General features: G+C 70.9%; 11 protein-coding genes. All 11 read right to left on the reverse strand.

Annotated features, from left to right (window positions below; all coding sequences use genetic code 11):
- Window positions 1-11 precede the first annotated feature (11 nt).
- Window positions 12-5,048: a type 2 lanthipeptide synthetase LanM gene (lanM, locus tag ABTY62_RS06925; RefSeq protein WP_352128355.1), complete on the reverse strand. Its 5,037-nt coding sequence runs from the start codon at window positions 5,046-5,048 to the stop codon at window positions 12-14.
- Between the two features lies 1 nt (window position 5,049).
- A complete protein-coding gene (locus ABTY62_RS06930; RefSeq protein ID WP_352128356.1) occupies window positions 5,050-8,088 on the reverse strand; it encodes a type 2 lanthipeptide synthetase LanM family protein in 3,039 nt (1,012 codons plus the stop codon).
- A 127-nt stretch (window positions 8,089-8,215) separates the two neighbouring features.
- Complete coding sequence (locus ABTY62_RS06935; protein ID WP_311729640.1) at window positions 8,216-8,416, reverse strand: class II lanthipeptide, LchA2/BrtA2 family; 201 nt, start codon at window positions 8,414-8,416, stop codon at window positions 8,216-8,218.
- A 26-nt stretch (window positions 8,417-8,442) separates the two neighbouring features.
- Window positions 8,443-8,646 (reverse strand): lichenicidin alpha family lanthipeptide, encoded by a 204-nt coding sequence (locus ABTY62_RS06940; protein ID WP_311729639.1) that lies wholly within the window; start codon window positions 8,644-8,646, stop codon window positions 8,443-8,445.
- A 149-nt stretch (window positions 8,647-8,795) separates the two neighbouring features.
- Window positions 8,796-9,584: an AfsR/SARP family transcriptional regulator gene (locus tag ABTY62_RS06945; protein ID WP_352128357.1), complete on the reverse strand. Its 789-nt coding sequence runs from the start codon at window positions 9,582-9,584 to the stop codon at window positions 8,796-8,798.
- A 480-nt stretch (window positions 9,585-10,064) separates the two neighbouring features.
- Window positions 10,065-10,895, reverse strand: a complete 831-nt coding sequence (locus ABTY62_RS06950; protein WP_352128358.1) for an endonuclease/exonuclease/phosphatase family protein — start codon at window positions 10,893-10,895, stop codon at window positions 10,065-10,067.
- Window positions 10,896-11,180: 285 nt separating this feature from the next.
- On the reverse strand, window positions 11,181-11,585 hold the full coding sequence (gene rbsD / locus ABTY62_RS06955) for a D-ribose pyranase (protein WP_352128359.1): 405 nt from the start codon (window positions 11,583-11,585) through the stop codon (window positions 11,181-11,183).
- Window positions 11,582-12,562: a ribokinase gene (locus ABTY62_RS06960; protein ID WP_352128360.1), complete on the reverse strand. Its 981-nt coding sequence runs from the start codon at window positions 12,560-12,562 to the stop codon at window positions 11,582-11,584. The genes rbsD and ABTY62_RS06960 overlap by 4 nt, the downstream gene beginning before the upstream one ends.
- Before the next feature lie 95 nt (window positions 12,563-12,657).
- Entirely contained in the window at window positions 12,658-14,613 is a 1,956-nt protein-coding gene (locus ABTY62_RS06965) for an ABC transporter permease/substrate-binding protein (RefSeq protein WP_352128361.1), read from the reverse strand.
- Window positions 14,603-16,135, reverse strand: a complete 1,533-nt coding sequence (locus ABTY62_RS06970; RefSeq protein WP_352128645.1) for a sugar ABC transporter ATP-binding protein — start codon at window positions 16,133-16,135, stop codon at window positions 14,603-14,605. The genes ABTY62_RS06965 and ABTY62_RS06970 overlap by 11 nt, the downstream gene beginning before the upstream one ends.
- A 71-nt stretch (window positions 16,136-16,206) precedes the next feature.
- On the reverse strand, window positions 16,207-17,214 hold the full coding sequence (locus tag ABTY62_RS06975) for a LacI family DNA-binding transcriptional regulator (RefSeq protein WP_352128362.1): 1,008 nt from the start codon (window positions 17,212-17,214) through the stop codon (window positions 16,207-16,209).
- Window positions 17,215-17,267: the final 53 nt, after the last annotated feature.

Consider the following 17,267-nt stretch of genomic DNA (forward strand, 5'->3'; position numbering starts at 1 on the left):
TACTCACCACATCAGCCCGCCGGCTGGGCCGACCGCGTGAATTCCGAGGTCATCGCGACCGGGACGCGGAAGAAGCCGTCGTCGTGGTTCTGCTCCGCGGCGTGCAGCAGGGCGTCCGTGTCGCCGACGCCGGCCCAGCCGAGCATGTAGCCGAGCAGTGAGGTGCGGCCGGGTGCCCCCGTGTAGAACCCGTTGTCGCGGGCCCTGGCCAGGACGAGCTCCTGGTATTCGCGCGCCCGGGTCAGCAGCGAGTCGTCGCCGAGCACGCGCCCCGTGGCGATCAACGACTGGACGACGCCGCTGCTGCCGTGGCAGACCGACAGGTCCACCGGGCGACGGGCGGGCAGCCGCGTCGCCGCCTCGACCAGGGTCGTCAGCCGACGGCCGGAGAGTTCGTCCGCCCGGCCGGCGGAGAACAGGATCTCGGCGGAGGCCAACAGCAGACCGGCGGCGCCGTTGCACCACCCCGCGAGCGAACCGCCCGTGCCGGAACCGGCCCGAGTCGTCAGCCAGTCGGCGGACTCCCTGGCGAGCGCCTCGTCGCCGAGGACCCTTCCGATACGGGCGCGGGCCCACTGGAGCCCCAGCTCGCCGTGCGCCAGATCGAACCACGGTGCGGTCCTGGGGGCCTGGAGATGGCCAAGGGCCAGATCGCGCAGGCGCACGAGCCGGTCTTCGCCGCACAGGGCGGCCGGGTCGTCGCCGGCCTCCAGGCGGGACAGCAGGACCATCAGCAGACCGGCCGGGCCGTTGCTGAGGTCGGTCTCCAGGTCGTTCGACGCGGACCGGGCGTCGATCTTGTCGAGCAGGGATCCGAGCCAGTCGGTCGGCGCCGTCTGCGGCCGGGTGAGCAGCAGGGAGGAGGCGCCGCTGAACACGGACTCCGGCATCTGGTTCAGGCTCTCGCCGTAGCCCGCCAGGAGCTCGTCGAGCCCCCGGTCCGCACGGAGGTGAATGTTCCGGAAGCCGTCGTCCAGGCGGGTGGCCCGGTTCAGGAAGGCGACGATGCCACCCATGTCGTGGAACGAGACGAAGTTGCCCGGGGTGATGGTCGCCGCGGCCCGCCCGGGGCCGATGCCGCCCAGCCAGCCGGTCCGCGGGCCGTCCGGCGTGTGCAGGGTCACGCCGAGGTCGGCGATCCGCCGCGCGATCTCCGGCCACCACCTGCCCGGGCGGGCGTGGCGCAGGGGCGCTGCGAACACGCTGTGCCGGGACAGCCCGGCCGGGTTGTCCTCGCCGAACACCTCGCCGAAGCACTCCTCGAGCAGGTGGTGGTGGTAGCCGTCCGGCCGGGCGGCGTTGAGGGTGACGCCACGCCGGGCGTGGTCGACCGAGGAGGTCTTGAACACCTCCGGGAAACGCACCCGCGAGGTCGCCAGGTCGGTGGAGTCCGCCCGCGAGCTGAAATAGGGCACGTTCCCCGTGTGCATACCGGCGCGCTCCTCGTCGCCGACGCGACGGGCCAACTCGGCCGTGAACTGGCCGGAGTTCCCGAGCAGCCCGAACAGCCGCTCGGCCTCCTCGGGCCGGGAGAGGTAGGAGGGGTGCGTCGAGGCGTCCATGAACCGGCTGTAGACCAGCGTCGCCCGCAGCACATACCGGACGGGCATGTCCCGATGCGTGTCGAGGAGCGCCGGGATCGAACCGCCGCGCACGAACTCGAGGGCGTCGGTGTAGCCGGCCAGCACATCGGAGAAGTAGTCGGTCGCGGACAGCGGCGCGTCCCCCAGCCGTGGCAGGTTGGCGTCCTGCCGGTAGGTGATGGGGTCCCGCCCGACGGACATGCCGTCGGTGCCGATGTCGCGGATCACCGTCCGGGTCATCTTGGACGGCTGATCGCCGGCCACACCCACCCCCGCCATGAGGAAGTCGACGGGGGAGGCAGGGCTCATCGAGGGGACGAGCATCGTGGAGGCGACCGACAGTTTCATGTGATTGATCAGCAGGTGCGGAAGCGTGTCGTTCTCGACGCCCGCGTCCGGCCGCAGGACGGTCTCGGTGTCGATCACGCAGGGGTGTTCGCCGTGGGCCAGCAGATTCTCGTCGTGCAGATCGGATGCCCCGATGGCGGAGAGGATCGCGCACAGCGCGCCGAACCGGTAGAAGTACCGGGCCGGTTGATCGGGCGAGGTCATCGGCTCCGAGGGGATGAACTGCTGCCAGCCGTGCGAGCCGGACGTCACCGACATGGGCAGGCAGTCCCGCAGCGAGAAGGTGAGGTAGGGGTCGGCGGCGGTGTACAGGTCCCGTACGAAACTGTCCGTCGCCAGGGCGCGTGGCTTGAAGATCAGCCGCGCGCCGCTGGTCAGCCGCACCCCGATCACCTGGCGGTTGTCGTTGTGCGGATCGGACCCGGTGAGGAAGATGTCCTCGACCAGCTCCCCGGCCGCCGCCGTACGGGGCGTCAGGCAGTCGGCCCGCAGCGCCTCCTGGTCCGCCGTGTACGCGGCGAACATATCGGTGTACGCGTCGAGCGAGTTGTCCACCAGAGCCGCCAGGCGCTGCCGCAGCACCGGGTAGGCGTCGGAGATGCGCCGGCAGGTGCCGGGCGCGCCGAGATGCCTGCGGAACCGCTGTAGCGCCTCGTCGACATCGGCCGTCATGGGCAGCCCCAGGCCCTCGCGGAAGGTGTGGAACTCGCCGATCAGCGTACGGAAGGAGTGGCCCTCGACAGCCGTCAGCAGCTCCCCCCAGATGGTGTCCACCACCGCCTCGCGCCGTTCGGGGCGCGTGACCGGGGCCATGACCTCGCGCAGCGCCGCGACCACGGAACTCCTGGGCACGAGGTGCTGATAGAAGGGGAGGAATGCGGGGATCGAAACGTCCGGGTCGGGGACCGGGCCCTCCGGGCCGGTTATGCCTTCCGGTCCCGATATCAGGACATCGGGGTCACTTTCCGCGTAGAGATTCATGTAGACCGGTCCTCCGTTCAGCAATTCCTCGTGTGTGCCTTGTTCGATGACGCGTCCGCGGTCGAGCACGTAAATGCGGTCGGCCGCTTTGATGGTCGCCAGTCGGTGGGCGATGATGATCTGTGTCGCGCCTATGTCCTGGATGATGTCCGTGACGCGTCGCTCGTTGATGGTGTCCAGCGAGGCCGTCGCCTCGTCGAGCACCAGGATCGCGGGCCGCTGGAGCAGGGTCCGTACGATGGCGAGCCGCTGCCGCTGACCGCCGGAGAAGTTCGCGCCCATTTCCGAGATCAGGGTGTTGAGCCCCATGGGAAGGTCCTGGAGGAAGTCGAGAATTCCGACGCTCTCGCAGAATTCGCGCACTTGTTCCTCGGAGATGTCCTGGCCCATTGTCAGGTTCTCCAGGATCGTGCGATTGTGTAGATGCACTTCCTGGGGGATGTATCCGATGGAGCGGCGCAGCGAATCCTTGTCGTATTCGGTCATGTCCCGCCCGCCGAACTCGATGGTGCCCCGCGTCGGTTCGTAAAGACCGCAGATGATCTGCCCCAGCGTGCTCTTACCGGATCCCGAGGTGCCGACGAGGGCGACCTTGGCCCCGGCCGGAATGTCGATCGAGACATCGCTCAGGACCGGGTCACTGTGGGCCGTGTACTGGAAGCCGATGTCGGTCAGGCGGATGGAGGTCGAGGGCAGCTGCTTGAGGTCGCCGCCCCGGTTCTCCGACGGCGTCTCGACGATGTCGTTGAGCCGCGCCATGTAGCGGGACGCCTCGGCGAACTCGGTGCAGGTCTGGAACACCGACGTCGACAGCGCGAAGTAGGTGCCGGACACCGTCTGCACCGCCATGGCCTGGCCCAGGGAGATCTGTCCGTGGCCGACGAGGTACAGGCTCGACAGCAGCAGAATCAGCGGGCCGAACATCTGGGTGGTGGAGGTCAGGCCCGAGATGCGGCCCTGTTGCAGGCGCATACGGTCCTTCATCGCCTGGAGGGACGAGGAATAGACCTTGCTCCAGCCGGTCAGGAACTCGGCCGCATAGCCGCCCATTTTGATGGTGGGCACCGAGACGATCGCGTCCAGCTGGGCCGACTGGCTCCTGCTCAGCTGAGTCATTTCCGCGTCCACGGACTCCAGCACCCGGACCCGGGTCTTCATCAGATACAGGGCATTGGCCAGGGACAGTCCCGCCGTTACCAGGCCGAGCCGCCATTCGGCGATCAGCAGATAGCCGCTGACGCATATCAGCGTCCCGACGTCCAGCACACCCTGCGCCACGCGCGAGGAGAGCAGATCCCTGATCACATTCACGCTGCTGAGCCGGAACAGAAGGTCGCCGGGTTGTCGCGTCGTGAAGAACTTGTACGGCAGGGAGAGCAGCTTGGAGAACGTCTGGATCATCAGATGCTCGCCCATCATCGCCACCACGGACGAGAGCACGGCGACTCTGAGCAGATACAGCGCGAAATACCCGACGGCTACGGCGACGATGACCGAAAGGACCGTGGCCAGGTCGTCCAGGCCTCCCCAGCGGACGTACCGGTCGACCGCCCATTCCGTCAGCATCGGTATGCCGAGGGTTCCCGCGTATCCACCGAGCGAGAGAAGCCCCACCAGCGCGATGCGCCTGCGCGAACCCTTTGCGAAGAGCGGGACACCGCGCCACTCCGCCATGAACTTCCGCGGCGTCGGTTCGAAGTCGGGGCCGGGCTCGGCGGATACGGCGATACCGCTGAAGCCGGCCTCCAGTTCCTTCCTGCTGAGGCGCCGCCGCCCGAGCGCCGGGTCCATGATGACCGCTCCGCGGCCGTCGAACCGCTCGAGCACCACGAAGTGGTAGTCCTCCCAGTAGAGGATCACCGGCGAGGTGAACTTCGCGAGCGCCGACACGTCCTTGACGCGGAAGAGCTTCGCGTCCATGCCGCGCTCCCGGAGGAAGCGGGCCAACTGGGTCGCGCTGAGGCCGTCCCGGCCGGCATCCATGACCTGCCGCGCGCTGGATATCTCCTCGGCGCGCCCGTGGTAGCGCAGCACCGCGACACAGCAGCACAGGCCGCATTCGGTCTGGGCCACCTGCGTGATCGTCGGTACCCGCCGGGCCGGGCCGGACCGGCGGAGGATGGTATTCCACGTCATGTCATCGGCCCTCCGCGCTCAGATCGACTTGGGACAGGTCGACGGGGGACAGGCGGACGGACGGATCGAGGCGGTTGACGAGATGGATCACCATCCCGGCGGTCCCGACGAGGAGGCTGTTGGTGTGCGCGTACCGGCTCCGTGTGTCCGCGGCCTTGCGGGTGAACACCTCGGGGCGCAGCCAGGTCCGCTCGACGACCGCGACCTCGGCGCGCAGCGAATCCTCTGTGCTCGCCACGGCGGAGAGGATGTCGTGGTTGCCGAGATCCCCATGGCACCAGGTCAGATTGCGCCCGAAGCCACGGCGGAGCATGTTGCCCACGGCCACCTTCCGCATGCGCTCCACCGACTCGTCGCCGGTCATCGCGCCGTACGCGCTCAGGGCGAGCGCGATGCCGGCCGAGCCGTGGCACCAGCCGGTGGCGAAGGACCAGGGGGTGGCCACGTTGGAGTACCAGTCGCCCTCACGAGGGGCGTAGAAGTCCCGCAGCCGCGCGATCAGGCGGGACAGCGTGGCGTCAACGGTTCCTCGTTGCTGCTCGGGCAGGCGCGGGTAGGCCCGGCTCAGCGCGTGGATGACACCGCTCACCCCGTGTCCGAAGCCGGACTGGTCGAGTACGGGGTGATGGGCGTCCGGCCGCAGGGCGTCCGTGACCATGGCCGTCAGCGCGGCGGCCGACTCGCCGGCGTGCGGTCCGCCGATCGCCGTCACGCAGGACAGGACGCCCGCCAGTCCGCTGATCATGTCCAGGGGCCGGTCGGCGGCAGGGTGAGCGCCCACGAGATCGAGGACATCGGGCACCGCCTGCTGCGCGGTGCGGACCCAATCGGGCTGTCCGAGCAGCCTGCCCGCCGCCGCCAGCGCGAACGGCGTGCCGGCCGATCCGGCGTAGGCCGAGAAGGGCGCCGTCTGCCGTGTGTCCGATGTCTCGGACGGTGTATCGGACAGGCCCTCCGCGATGGCCGAGAAGATCTGTGTGGCGAGGCCCCGGTAGGCGGGGTGGTCCAGGACGCGGCCGGCCGCCGCCAGGGCCAGCGCGGGGCCGACCCTCCCTGTGTACAGGTCGTATCCGAGCACCGCGGGCGGCCATGGCCGATTGGACTGGGCGGAGGCGAGCGGACCGATCCAGGTGTGGGGAAGATCGGCGTACCGGTCGGGCAGGGCCGAGGCGACCATGGTGTCGCACAGCCGGGTCACGACCCCGGCGAGCGTGTCGCCCGGGTCCCCCGTCGACCGCCCGCCCGCCGTGGCGCCGGGCAGCGGGGGTTCGAAGTCGTCGGCCGAGGTCAGATGGTCGTCGGGGAACCGGCAGGAGAAGGCAGAGCGGATGAGCCTCAGCTGCTCGCTCACCTCGAACTCGGTCAGGGCGGTGACCTTCGCCGCGGCCAGTTCGAGTGGCGATGTGGTCAGCACCGCCCCGACCTCGGCGCCCTCGCCGTCCATGAGGGCCACGTCCGCCGCGGCGACGGTGAAGTAGGGGATGTCGCGACCCGCGAGCTGCCGCAGCTCGGAGCGGACGATCGCGCGCGCGGCGGACTGGCTGGCGATGGCCACCCGCTTCAGCACCGCCAGATAGGACGCGCGGTCGCTCATGGCCCGGGCGCTCGACGCCGTACGCAGCGTCTGCGCGTACACCATCGTCGGATGGTGGAGGTAGCGCACGCGTACACCGGCGGCCGCCTTGCGCACCAGCGCCGTCCAGCGCCCCTTGTCCGACATCACCGCGCGGCACACCCGGACGAATCCGGCCGCCATCCCCTCGCCGAGCGCATGGACCTCGTCCTGGCTCAGCGTCCCCACGACCGTCTGCCGTTCCTCCGCCGCCTGCTTGCTCAGCGTCAGTCGCACCTCGTCGGTGAACGGAGCCTCGAACTGAAGGGACTTGAACGGCGACTCGCCGCCGCCCTGTTCGCCGAGAAAGCCGAGGTCGACATAGCCGGAGTCCTCGTCCCGGCCGCCCATGAGCAGGGGCAGGATCCCGATGCCGTAGACCGACTGTGTGATCCTGTGATGGGCATTGTCCGGTGTCTCGGCGGGCGTGCCGAGGTGGAGCCGGACGGGCTGGAGGATCGTCTCCAGATCGATCGGCACCGGGCCGCGGCGGGTGGCCACGACATTCTCGAAATGCATGTCCTGCGCGTTGAGCAGGTACATCACGGCGGCGAGCTCGCCACTGGCCTGCATGAACGGTGCGGAGATGTCGGCGACGTCCTCCGCCGCCACGTACTCCACGTATCCATAGCCGGCCCGCTCCAGGACCTTGGCGGCGACCAGGGAGGTGCCCAGCCAGTCGTTGGCCTCGCGGGCGATGACGGTGTACGCGGCCTCGCAGGACACGTCCCGTGGCTTGTAGGCCAGCTTCCTGCCGGACCGGAACTCGAGGACGGACACGCTGCGGCCGTGGTGGTGCGCGTCGCCGTCGGCGAACCCGCAGGAGACGACCTGGTCCGCCGGGTCGATGCCGAAGGTGGCGGCGATCGCGTCCCGGTCGGCCGTGAGCCTCTGGCAGAGCTCCCGGAAGTTATGCGCCTCGTAGGTCAGCACGACGCGTGTGACATGCCGCAGTACGGGAAACGACAGGCCGCTCAGTTCTTCGAAGGACCCGCGGATGGACTGGTCGACGAAATGCTGGTACCGCAGAGCCGGGTCCGCACCCACGAGCCGACCCTGCCGGCGTGCGTGGTTGATGGCGGCGACCAGCGGCCTGGTGTACACCTCGCGCAGCCGGGCCTCGGCACGCTCCAGCAACTGCCGCAGCACAGCCGGGGGATCGGTGAACAGCGGCGCGAACGGGGTGACCGGATCGGGGTCCGTGAGTGAGGCGGCGGCGATTCTGGTGATCCTCTGGAACGGATAACGCTCGGGCGCCGCGCACCACTGAACCACCGCGGCGCGGATGGCCGGGAGCTCGGTGGCACGGGGACTTTCTGTGCCTCGAAACACTTCGAGGGTCTGTGCGTCGAATTGCGCCAGCGGCGCAATGGCATCCGAGATCTGGGCTTCGCTCAGTTCCGGATAGTACGGGGCTGTGGTTTTCACGACTCGTCATACTCCATATTCATGTGGGCGCGCCGGATTTGGCGGACGGGGCGGAACCGGGGGCCCGTACGCGGGCCCCCGTTCCACCGCGATGCGTTACGCACTCACCGAACCGGGCACCCGGCGCTCAGCACCTGCTGGTGCACTTGGTGGTGGGGCAGAACGCCGCGGAGACCGCGGTGGCGACCCCGGCCTGGATGGCGGTGATACCGAGGATGAGGCCGGTGGCGACGCACGCGGGCCCGGTGCCCCCGTGGACGTCCGCCTCGCTCAGTTCGACGAGCTCGGTTTCGTCCCATGCGCCGAGGATGTCGGTGTCCTTCTGCATGGCAATTCCCTTCTGTGTTTGGTTCGTCAGTTGCAGTTGGGCTGGCATTCCTTGGTCAAGGTGCAGAACAATCCGAATCCGCCCTTCCCTCCGTAGTGCGCACTGACGCGCATGATGAAGGGAGCCATTTGGTCCGGGCCGATCGTGCCGCCGTTCTGTGCGGCGTCGTGGAGGTCCTGCTCCGCGAGCTCTTCCACGAGGGGAACGTCGCCCTCGAATTCCTCACGCATTTTCTTTCTCCTTCGTCGGATTGAATACGGGCGCCGAGCGCCCCGCTGTTCCGGCGGCCCGTGAACTCAGTCTGCGAGGCCGTTGTTGACTGGCCGCATCGCGAAGCGCGGGGTTCGCGCACAGGCCGTGCATACGGCCCGCACAGGCGTCAGGCGGCCGGCGCCAGCGCCGCCACGAGGCGCTGGGCCTCCGCGCGGTCCCAGTTCAGCGCCGCGGTCCGCATCGCCGCGACGTTCGGCGGCAGGTCGAGCCCCAGGTCGTCGGCGAACAGGCGTTGGCACCGCCCGATGACGTCCAGGGCGCCGACGGCGTCGCCGTTGATGCAGTGCACCGCGGACAGCAGCTCCCAGAAACGCTGCCGATAGGGCGCCTCGGCGAGGGCGCTCTCGATCCGATAGGAGAGCGTCTCGGTGCGGTCGGCCAGAACGGCCGCGGTGAACAGGTCCTGGTACGCGTCGAAGCGCGCGCTGTTGAGCCCGGCGACATGGGCGCCGAACCAGCGGGTCGGCGGCAGGCTCGGGCCGAACGGGCCGCGCCACAGGGCCACCGTCTTCTCCAGCGCGGCCACCGCCCGGTCCGCGTCGCCGCGCAGGAGCAGGTTCCGGCCGTGCCGGGCGGACACCATGAACATCGGCACGTCGAATTCCTCGGGGGCGACGTCCAACGCGTAGCCGCTGAGGCTTCCGCGGCAGGTCCGCACCCGTCGGCTCAGCCCCGGTTCGATGTCGTCGAGGTCGCGGCGCAGGGCCGTGAGGTGACTGCGGATGTTGGCCGCGGCGGAGGCGGGTGGTTCGTCCCACAGCAACTCGGTGAACTCGGCCACCGTGATGGCCTGCCCGGTGCGGAGCAGAAGGGCGGTGAGAATGGCCCGCCTGAGAGGTGAGGCCGGTTCGTGTCCGCCGAGGACTTCCATCGGGCCGAGAACTCTGAAGAGCATGAGCGATTCCGCCGCCCGCGGTTCCCGGTCGATGGTCGAGAGGGACGCCGTTTCCCCCTCGCTTTTCATGGCTGTCTTTATGGCCGTCAACTCTCTTCTCCCCGTTTTCCAGCTCGTCGAGATCGAGCAGACCGTGATGTCGCCTGATTGCCGGCAACAAAATTCCTACCAAGGCGGACCGGGCGGAACAACGGATGGACGTCGTCCCGGACAGTCCGCCGCCGTCCCGTCCCGGCCGGCGCTGTCCTGCCTGGTCAGAGACGTGCGGGACGGTCGTCCGGGACGTCCCGGACGACCGTGGGAATTCCTCTGTCGCATATCCGGGGGAGGCTCGGACACGTAGAGGCGGAAGCTACGGGAAGAAGCCATGCTTCGTACGCCGACGTGTTCATCCCAGGAACGTCGACGACATCGTCGGAGAGATATTCCTCGCCGCGGGCGCGGCCTTCATGGCCGCCTGCCGAAGCGGCGGCGGGCGGCCTACCAGCCGCCCGTCGCAAGCTCCGCCACGACCGCCGCGTGGTCGGAGGGCCAGACGCCGACCTCGTCGACGGGCCCGTCGCCCGCGCGGCGTACGGAGCGGACGTGGCCGAGGCCGTCGGGTCCCGGCGGGCCGACGTGGATGTAATCGATGCGCGCGCTCGGCTCGAAGGTCCGGGCCACGTACGGGTTCGCGGCGTCCCAGGTGGCCGACGGCGCCGCCGGGTCGGCGTACTCCCAGGCGTCCAGCAGGACCTGCCCGGGGACGGCGGGGGCCGTGCGGTAGCCGCCGTGCAGCCGCATCTCGTCGGAGTCGGGCCAGGCGTTGAAGTCCCCGGTGACCACCGCCGGGAAGGGCGTGGCGCCGCGGCGCTCGGCGATGAACCGGGCCAGGGCGGCCACTTGGGCGCAGCGCACCGCGGACTCGTGCAGGTCGGCGTTGAGGTGGGTGGTGAAGAACGGCACCGCGTGGCCGGGCGCGTCCACCAGGGCGTAGAGCGCCAGCCGCCCGTCGTCCGGGCCGCCCGCGGCCGGCAGCCGGGCCACGTCCCGCTCGGCGATGGGCCAGCGGCTGAGCACCGCGTTGCCGAAGTCGATGGTCGGGTCCCCGATGCGGCGCTGCCACTTCTGGGGGCGGTCGGAGGCGGCCCAGGTCCAGTGCATGCCGAGTTCCCCCGCGAGCCACTCCGCCAGGTTCTCGGCGCCGTCCGCCCACACCTCCTGGAGGCCGAGCACATCGGGCCGCACCGAGCGCAGGGTGGCGAGGATCGCCTCGCGGCGTCGCTCCCAGGGGCCGAATCGCCACCAGACGTTCCAGGTCATCACCCGCATGCCGCCGCTCCCGCCTTCCGGTCCCGCGCGTGATCACCCTCCCGGTGTGATCATCACCGGCTCGACCATATGCGGCGCGGGCGGCGGCGGGGAGGATGTCGAAACTCCGGGAATTCGTGCAACCCTTCCGGCCCCGCGCGGGTCGTATCTGGCGTCAGGCTTCCTGGGGGATCCGGGGGGATTGAGAGGAAGCCTTGCGGAGGGGGAAACGAGGGGCCCGGCCGATGGCCGGGCCCCTCGAAGTATCTCCGCAGATGTCCGCGCGTGCGCCCGGCGGGCGACCGGTCAGAACGGCACGCCGCAGCGCAGCAGCACATTCGCGTACGGCCGCGCCTCGCCCGTACGCACCACCAGCCGCGCCGCCGCCGTCCGCGCCTTGAGCTCCTCGTGCGGCACCAGCTCCAGCGCCGGACCGGGGAAGAGGCCGTCCAGGAGGGCGGTCGCCGACGGGTTGTGCTCCCGCACCTCCAGGGCCGCGGTCGCGCCCTCGACCACCAGCTCGTCGAGCAGCGCCGTCAGCACCTGCTCGAAGGACGGCACCCCCGCCACGAAGGCGAGGTCGACCACGGGCGGACCGGCGGGCCCGGAGGGGATCGGCAGCCCGGCGTCGCAGACCATCACCGTGTCGGTGTGGCCCAACTCGGCCAGCGCCCCGCTCAGCTGACGATTGAAAATCCCGGACCGCTTCACAGCGCCGCGACCTCCTCCGCCGTGGGGAAGGACTCCTGCGCGCCGTCGCGGGTCACCGCGGCCGCGCCGACCCGTACGGCGAACCGCACCGCCGTCTCCAGGTCCTCGCCGAGGCCCAGACGCCAGGCCAGCGCGCCGGTGAAGGCGTCCCCGGCGCCCGTGGTGTCCACCGCCTTGACCGGGAGGCTCGGGACCAGGGCCGTACGGTCGCGGTCGGCGACCAACGCGCCCGCCGCGCCCAGGGTGACCACCACCGAGCGCGGGCCGCGCGCCAGCAGGGCGGCCGCCCAGGCCTCGGGGGCCTCCTCGCGGCCCGCCGGGTCGTCGCCCAGCAGGAAGCGCGCCTCGTGCTCGTTGACCACCAGCGGATCGCAGACGGCCAGCACCTCGGCGGGGAGCGGGGCGGGCGGCGAGGGGTTGAGGACGACCCGCGGGCCGCCCTCGCCCGTGCCGTCGCCGCCCCCGTCCGTGCCGTCGCCGCCCTCGCCGACGCCGTCGCCGCCCCGTGCCGTACGGACCACCTCCGCGACCGTGGCGACCGTGTCCAGCGGGATCTCCAGCTGAAGCGAGACCACACGGGCCGAGGCCAGCAGCGCCGCGGCGGCCCGCACGTCCTCAGGGCTCAGCCGGGCGTTGGCGCCGGGGGAGACCACGATGCTGTTGTCGCCGGACGGGTCCACGGTGATCAGCGCCACGCCGGTGGGCGCGCCGCCGACCAGGACACCCGCGGTGTCCACGCCCGCCGCCCGCTGCGACTCGAGCAGCAGCCGGCCGTAGGCGTCGTCGCCCACGCGGGCCAGCAGGGCCGTACGGGCGCCCAGCCGGGCGGCGGCGACGGCCTGGTTGGCGCCCTTGCCGCCCGGGTGGACGACGAGGCCGGAGCCGAGGACGGTCTCCCCGGCGGCCGGGCGGCGTTCGACGCCGATCACCAGGTCGGCGTTGGCCGACCCTACGACCAGCAGGTCGTAGTCGGGCATCCTGCACGTCCTTTCGCTTCGCTGCATGTGTGCGTGTGTGAGTGAGGGGTTCGGGCGCTCCGGCCGGCCCCGGGGCGGGGCCGGCCGGACCCGCGTCACTTCGCGGCGACGACCTTCACCGGCACCTTCACCGTCTGGTCGACCTTCTGCCCCTTCGCGACCTTGATCGCGTTCTCCACGGCCATCTTGCCGAGCACCTTGGGTTGCTGGGCGACCGTCGCCGCGAGGGTGCCCTTCTGGACCGCCGTCAGGCCGTCGGGGGTGCCGTCGAAGCCGACGACCTTGACGGACTTGCCGGCCTTGGAGCCCAGGGCCTTGACCGCGCCCAGCGCCATCTCGTCGTTCTCGGCGAAGATTCCGCTGATCCCGGAGTGCGCCTGGAGCAGGTTGGTGGTGACGTCCAGGCCCTTGGTGCGGTCGAAGTCCGCGGGCTGCTTGGCGACGACCTGGATGCCCGGGTAGGCCTTCAGGCCCTCCGCGAAGCCCTGGCCGCGCTCACGCGAGGCCGAGGTGCCGGCGGTGCCCTGGAGGACCAGGATCCGGCCCTTGCCGCCGAGCTGCTCGGCGAGCGTCTTGGCGGCGAGCTTGCCGCCCGCGATGTTGTCGGAGGCGACGAGCGTGGCGATGTCCGCCTTGTTGACCGTGCGGTCGGCGGCGAGCACGGGGATGCCGGCCTTGTTGGCCGCCCTGACGGACGGTCCTGACGCGTCGGAGTCCACCGGGTTGATGATGATCGTCTTCACGTTCTGGCTGGTGAAATTCTGTATCTGGTTGGCCTGCTGGGAGGCGTCGTTCTGCGCGTCGGTGACGGTGAGGCTGATCCCCTGGGCCTTGGCCTCCGCCTGCGCGCCCTGCTTCAGCTGGACGAAGAAGGGGTTGTTGAGGGTCGAGACCGACAGGGCCACCTTGATCTTGCCGCCGCTGCCGGAGGAGTCGGAGCGCCACACCGCGGCGCCGATCACCACCGCCACCACGGCCACCGCCGCGACCGCGTACTTGCCGATCTGGGCGGGCGTCATCCTGCCCCCGGGGCCGCCGGCACCGCCCGCGGCGCCGCCGGGCGCGCCCGGGCGGGACCCGGCGCGGCGGCGCACGGTGTCGAGCAGCACGGCCAGCGCGATGACGACGCCGATGACGACCTGCTGCCAGAAGGCGGAGACCTCCAGCAGGTTGAGCCCGTTGCGCAGCACGGCGAGGATCAGCGCGCCGATGAGCGTGCCGGAGGCCTTGCCGACGCCGCCGGAGAGGCTGGCGCCGCCGATGACGACCGCGGCGATCGCGTCGAGCTCGTAGCCGACCGCGGCCTGCGGCTGCGCGGAGGACAGCCGGGAGGCGAGCACGATGCCCGCGACGGCCGCGAACGCGCCGGACAGGGCGTAGATGGCCAGCTTCTGGCGGTTGACGCGGATGCCGGAGAGCCGGGCGGCCTCCTCGTTGCCGCCGATCGCGTACATGGCGCGGCCGACGTACGTACGGGCCAGGAGGCCCGCGGTGAGCAGGCCCATCACGACCATGACGATGACCGGGACCGGCAGCCAGCCGCCGATGGTGTCGCCGAGGTGCGAGACCGAGTCGGGGAACGGGATCGGGCTGCCCTGGGAGATGACCAGGGACAGGCCGCGGCCGACCGACAGCATGGCGAGGGTGGCGATGAACGGCGGAAGCTTGCCGAAGGAGATCAGCGCGCCGCTGACCAGGCCGCAGGCCAGGCCGGTGGCGACGGCGAGGATCACCGCGAGCCACACCGGCAGGCCCTGAGAGGTCGCGGACCAGGCGAGCACGGTCGCCGACAGCGCGGCCACCGAGCCGACCGACAGGTCGATCCCGGCCGAGACGATGACGAAGGTGACGCCGAAGGCGAGGATCGCGGTGACCGCCGCCTGGACGCCGACGTTGAGCAGGTTGTCGGTGGTGAGGAAGTCGCCGGACAGCAGCGACATGGCGGCGAGGAGCAACACCAGGGCGCTCAGCGCGCCGTTGTCGAGCAGCACCCGGCGCAGCGCCGACGTGCCCCCGGAGCTCCCCCGGGTCTTGATCGTGTCAGTGGCCACGGGAGCCCTCTCTTTCCTTGTCGTCGCCGAGCGCCTCGACGGCGTCGGCGTTGACGGTTTTGACGTCCTTCACGGCCAGGGCCATCACGGCGTCCTGGGTCGCTTCCTGGCGGCCCAGTTCGCCGGTGATCCGGCCCTGTGCCATGACCAGCACCCGGTCGCTCATGCCCAGCACCTCGGGGAGGTCGCTGGAGATCATCAGCACCGCGTGCCCGGAGGCGGTGAGTTCGTTGATGAGCTGGTAGATCTCGACCTTGGCGCCCACGTCGATGCCGCGGGTGGGTTCGTCGAGGATGAGCACCTTGCTGTCGGCGAGCAGCCACTTGCCGATGACGACCTTCTGCTGGTTGCCGCCGGACAGGGTGCGTACATGCTGGTCGAGACCGGCCATGCGGACCGCGAGCTGCTCGGAGATCCGGGCCGCCGCGCGGCGCTGTCCGGCCCGGTCGACGAGCCCGGCGCGGGTGGCGCGGCGCAGCGTGACCAGGCCGAGGTTCTCCTGGACGGAGGCGTCGAGCACCAGGCCCTGGCCCTTGCGGTCCTCGGGGACGAGCCCGATGCCGGCGGCCATGGCGGCGCCCACGTCGTGGCGGGGGAGCCGCTCGCCGAGGACCTCGATGGTGCCGGAGTCGTAGGGGTCGGCGCCGAAGACGGCGCGTACGACCTCGGTGCGGCCCGCGCCGACGAGCCCGGCGAGCCCCACCACCTCCCCGGCGCGCACCTCGAAGGCGACGTCATGGAAGACGCCGTTCCGGGTCAGCCCGTCGACCTTGAGCAGGGGCGCTCCGGCCTCGGCGGGCTGCCGCGGGTACTGCTGCTCGATGGAGCGGCCCACCATCAGCCGGACCAGCTCGTTCTCCTCGGTGGAGGCCGGGACCTGGGTGACGCTGCGGCCGTCGCGCAGGACGGTGACGCGGTCGCCCAGGGCTGCTATCTCCTCCAGGTGGTGGGTGATGAAGACGATGCCGACGCCGTCCGCGCGCAGGGTGCGGACGATCCGGAAGAGCTTGTCGACCTCTTCGGTGGTGAGTACCGCGGTCGGCTCGTCCATGATCAGGACGCGGGCGTCCAGGGACAGCGCCTTGGCGATCTCGACCATCTGGAGCCGGGCGATGCCCAGGTCGCGGATGCGGTCGGCGGGGGAGACGTCCACCCCGACGCGGGCCAGCAGCTCGGCGGCCCGCTGGTGCATCGCCTTGCGGTCGATCAGCCCCAGGCGGCGCGGCTGGCGGCCGAGGAAGATGTTCTCCGCGACGGTGAGGTCGGGGACGAGGTTGAACTCCTGGTAGATGGTGGCGATGCCGAGCCGCTCGGCGTCCTGGGCGCTGTGGATGCGCGCCGGGGAGCCGTCGACGAGGATGCGGCCGCCGTCGGGCCGGTGGGCGCCGGAGAGCATCTTGATCAGCGTGCTCTTGCCCGCGCCGTTCTCGCCCAGCAGGACGTGCACCTCGCCGCGGCGCAGGTCGAAGTCGACACCGTCGAGCGCGACCACTCCGGGGAAGGTCTTGCGGACGCCCTCCATGCGCAGCAGCTCGGCCGCGCCCTCCGCGCTCGGCGGCACGCCCTGCGGCGGCTGTATGGCGCTCGGCGTGCTCATGGCTTGCTCCCTTCGGGCTCGCCGCAGGAACGGCGGGTGACCAGGCGGGCGGACAGGATCACCGAGTCGGCGGTCCGCCCCTCGACGCGGTCGATCAGCGCGCGCACGGCGGCGCGGCCGAGTTCGCCCGTCGGCTGGGCGATGGCGGTGATCGGGGGATCGGTGTGGACGAACCACGGGATGTCGTCGAACGCGGCGAGCGCCACGTCGTCGGGCACCCGCAGGCCGCGCGCGCGGATCTCGTCCATCGCGCCGAGCGCCATGAGGTTGTCCGCGGCGAAGATGACGTCGGGGGGCTCGGGCAGGTCGAGGAAGCGGGCGGTCATCCGCCGTCCGCTGTCCGCCTGGAAGTCGCCCTGTCCTATGTGGTCGGCGGGCAGGGCCAGGCCGAACTCGCGCAGCGCGGACCGGAAGGCCTCCACGCGCTCGCGGCCGGTGGTGGTGGCGGCCGGGCCGGCGATGATGGCGAGCCGGCGGTGGCCGAGCGCGCACAGATGGGCCACCAGGTCGCGTACGGCTCCGCGGCCGTCGGTGCGGACCACGGGCACGTCCACGCCCCTGATCCAGCGGTCGACGAAGACCATCGGGGTGCCCGAGCGGGCGGCGTCCAGCATCAGCGGGGAGCCGCCGTCGGTGGGGCTGACCAGCAGGCCGTCGATGCGGCGGTCCATGAGGGTGCGCACATGGTGGTCCTGAAGGTCGGGGCGCTCGTCGGCATTCCCGATCACCACGCTGTAGCCCAGCGCGCGCGCCTCGTCCTCGACCGAGCGGGCGAGCTCGGTGAAGAACGGGTTGAGTACGTCGCTGATCACCAGCCCGAGGGTGCGGGTCTGGTCGGTGCGCAGGGAGCGGGCCACGGCGTTGGGTCGGTAGCCGAGGTCGGCGACGGCGGTGAGCACCCGGTCACGGGTGTCCGCGCGGACGGACGGATGGTCGTTGAGCACGCGGGAGACCGTTGCCACGGACACTCCGGCGTGGTGCGCCACGTCCTTGATGCTCGCCATTCCACCTCCTCGTGGAATCGATTACAAAGAGGATTGGAATCGATTACACGGGG

The organism is Streptomyces sp. NPDC097640, assembly GCF_040302705.1.
GTDB lineage: Bacteria > Actinomycetota > Actinomycetes > Streptomycetales > Streptomycetaceae > Streptomyces.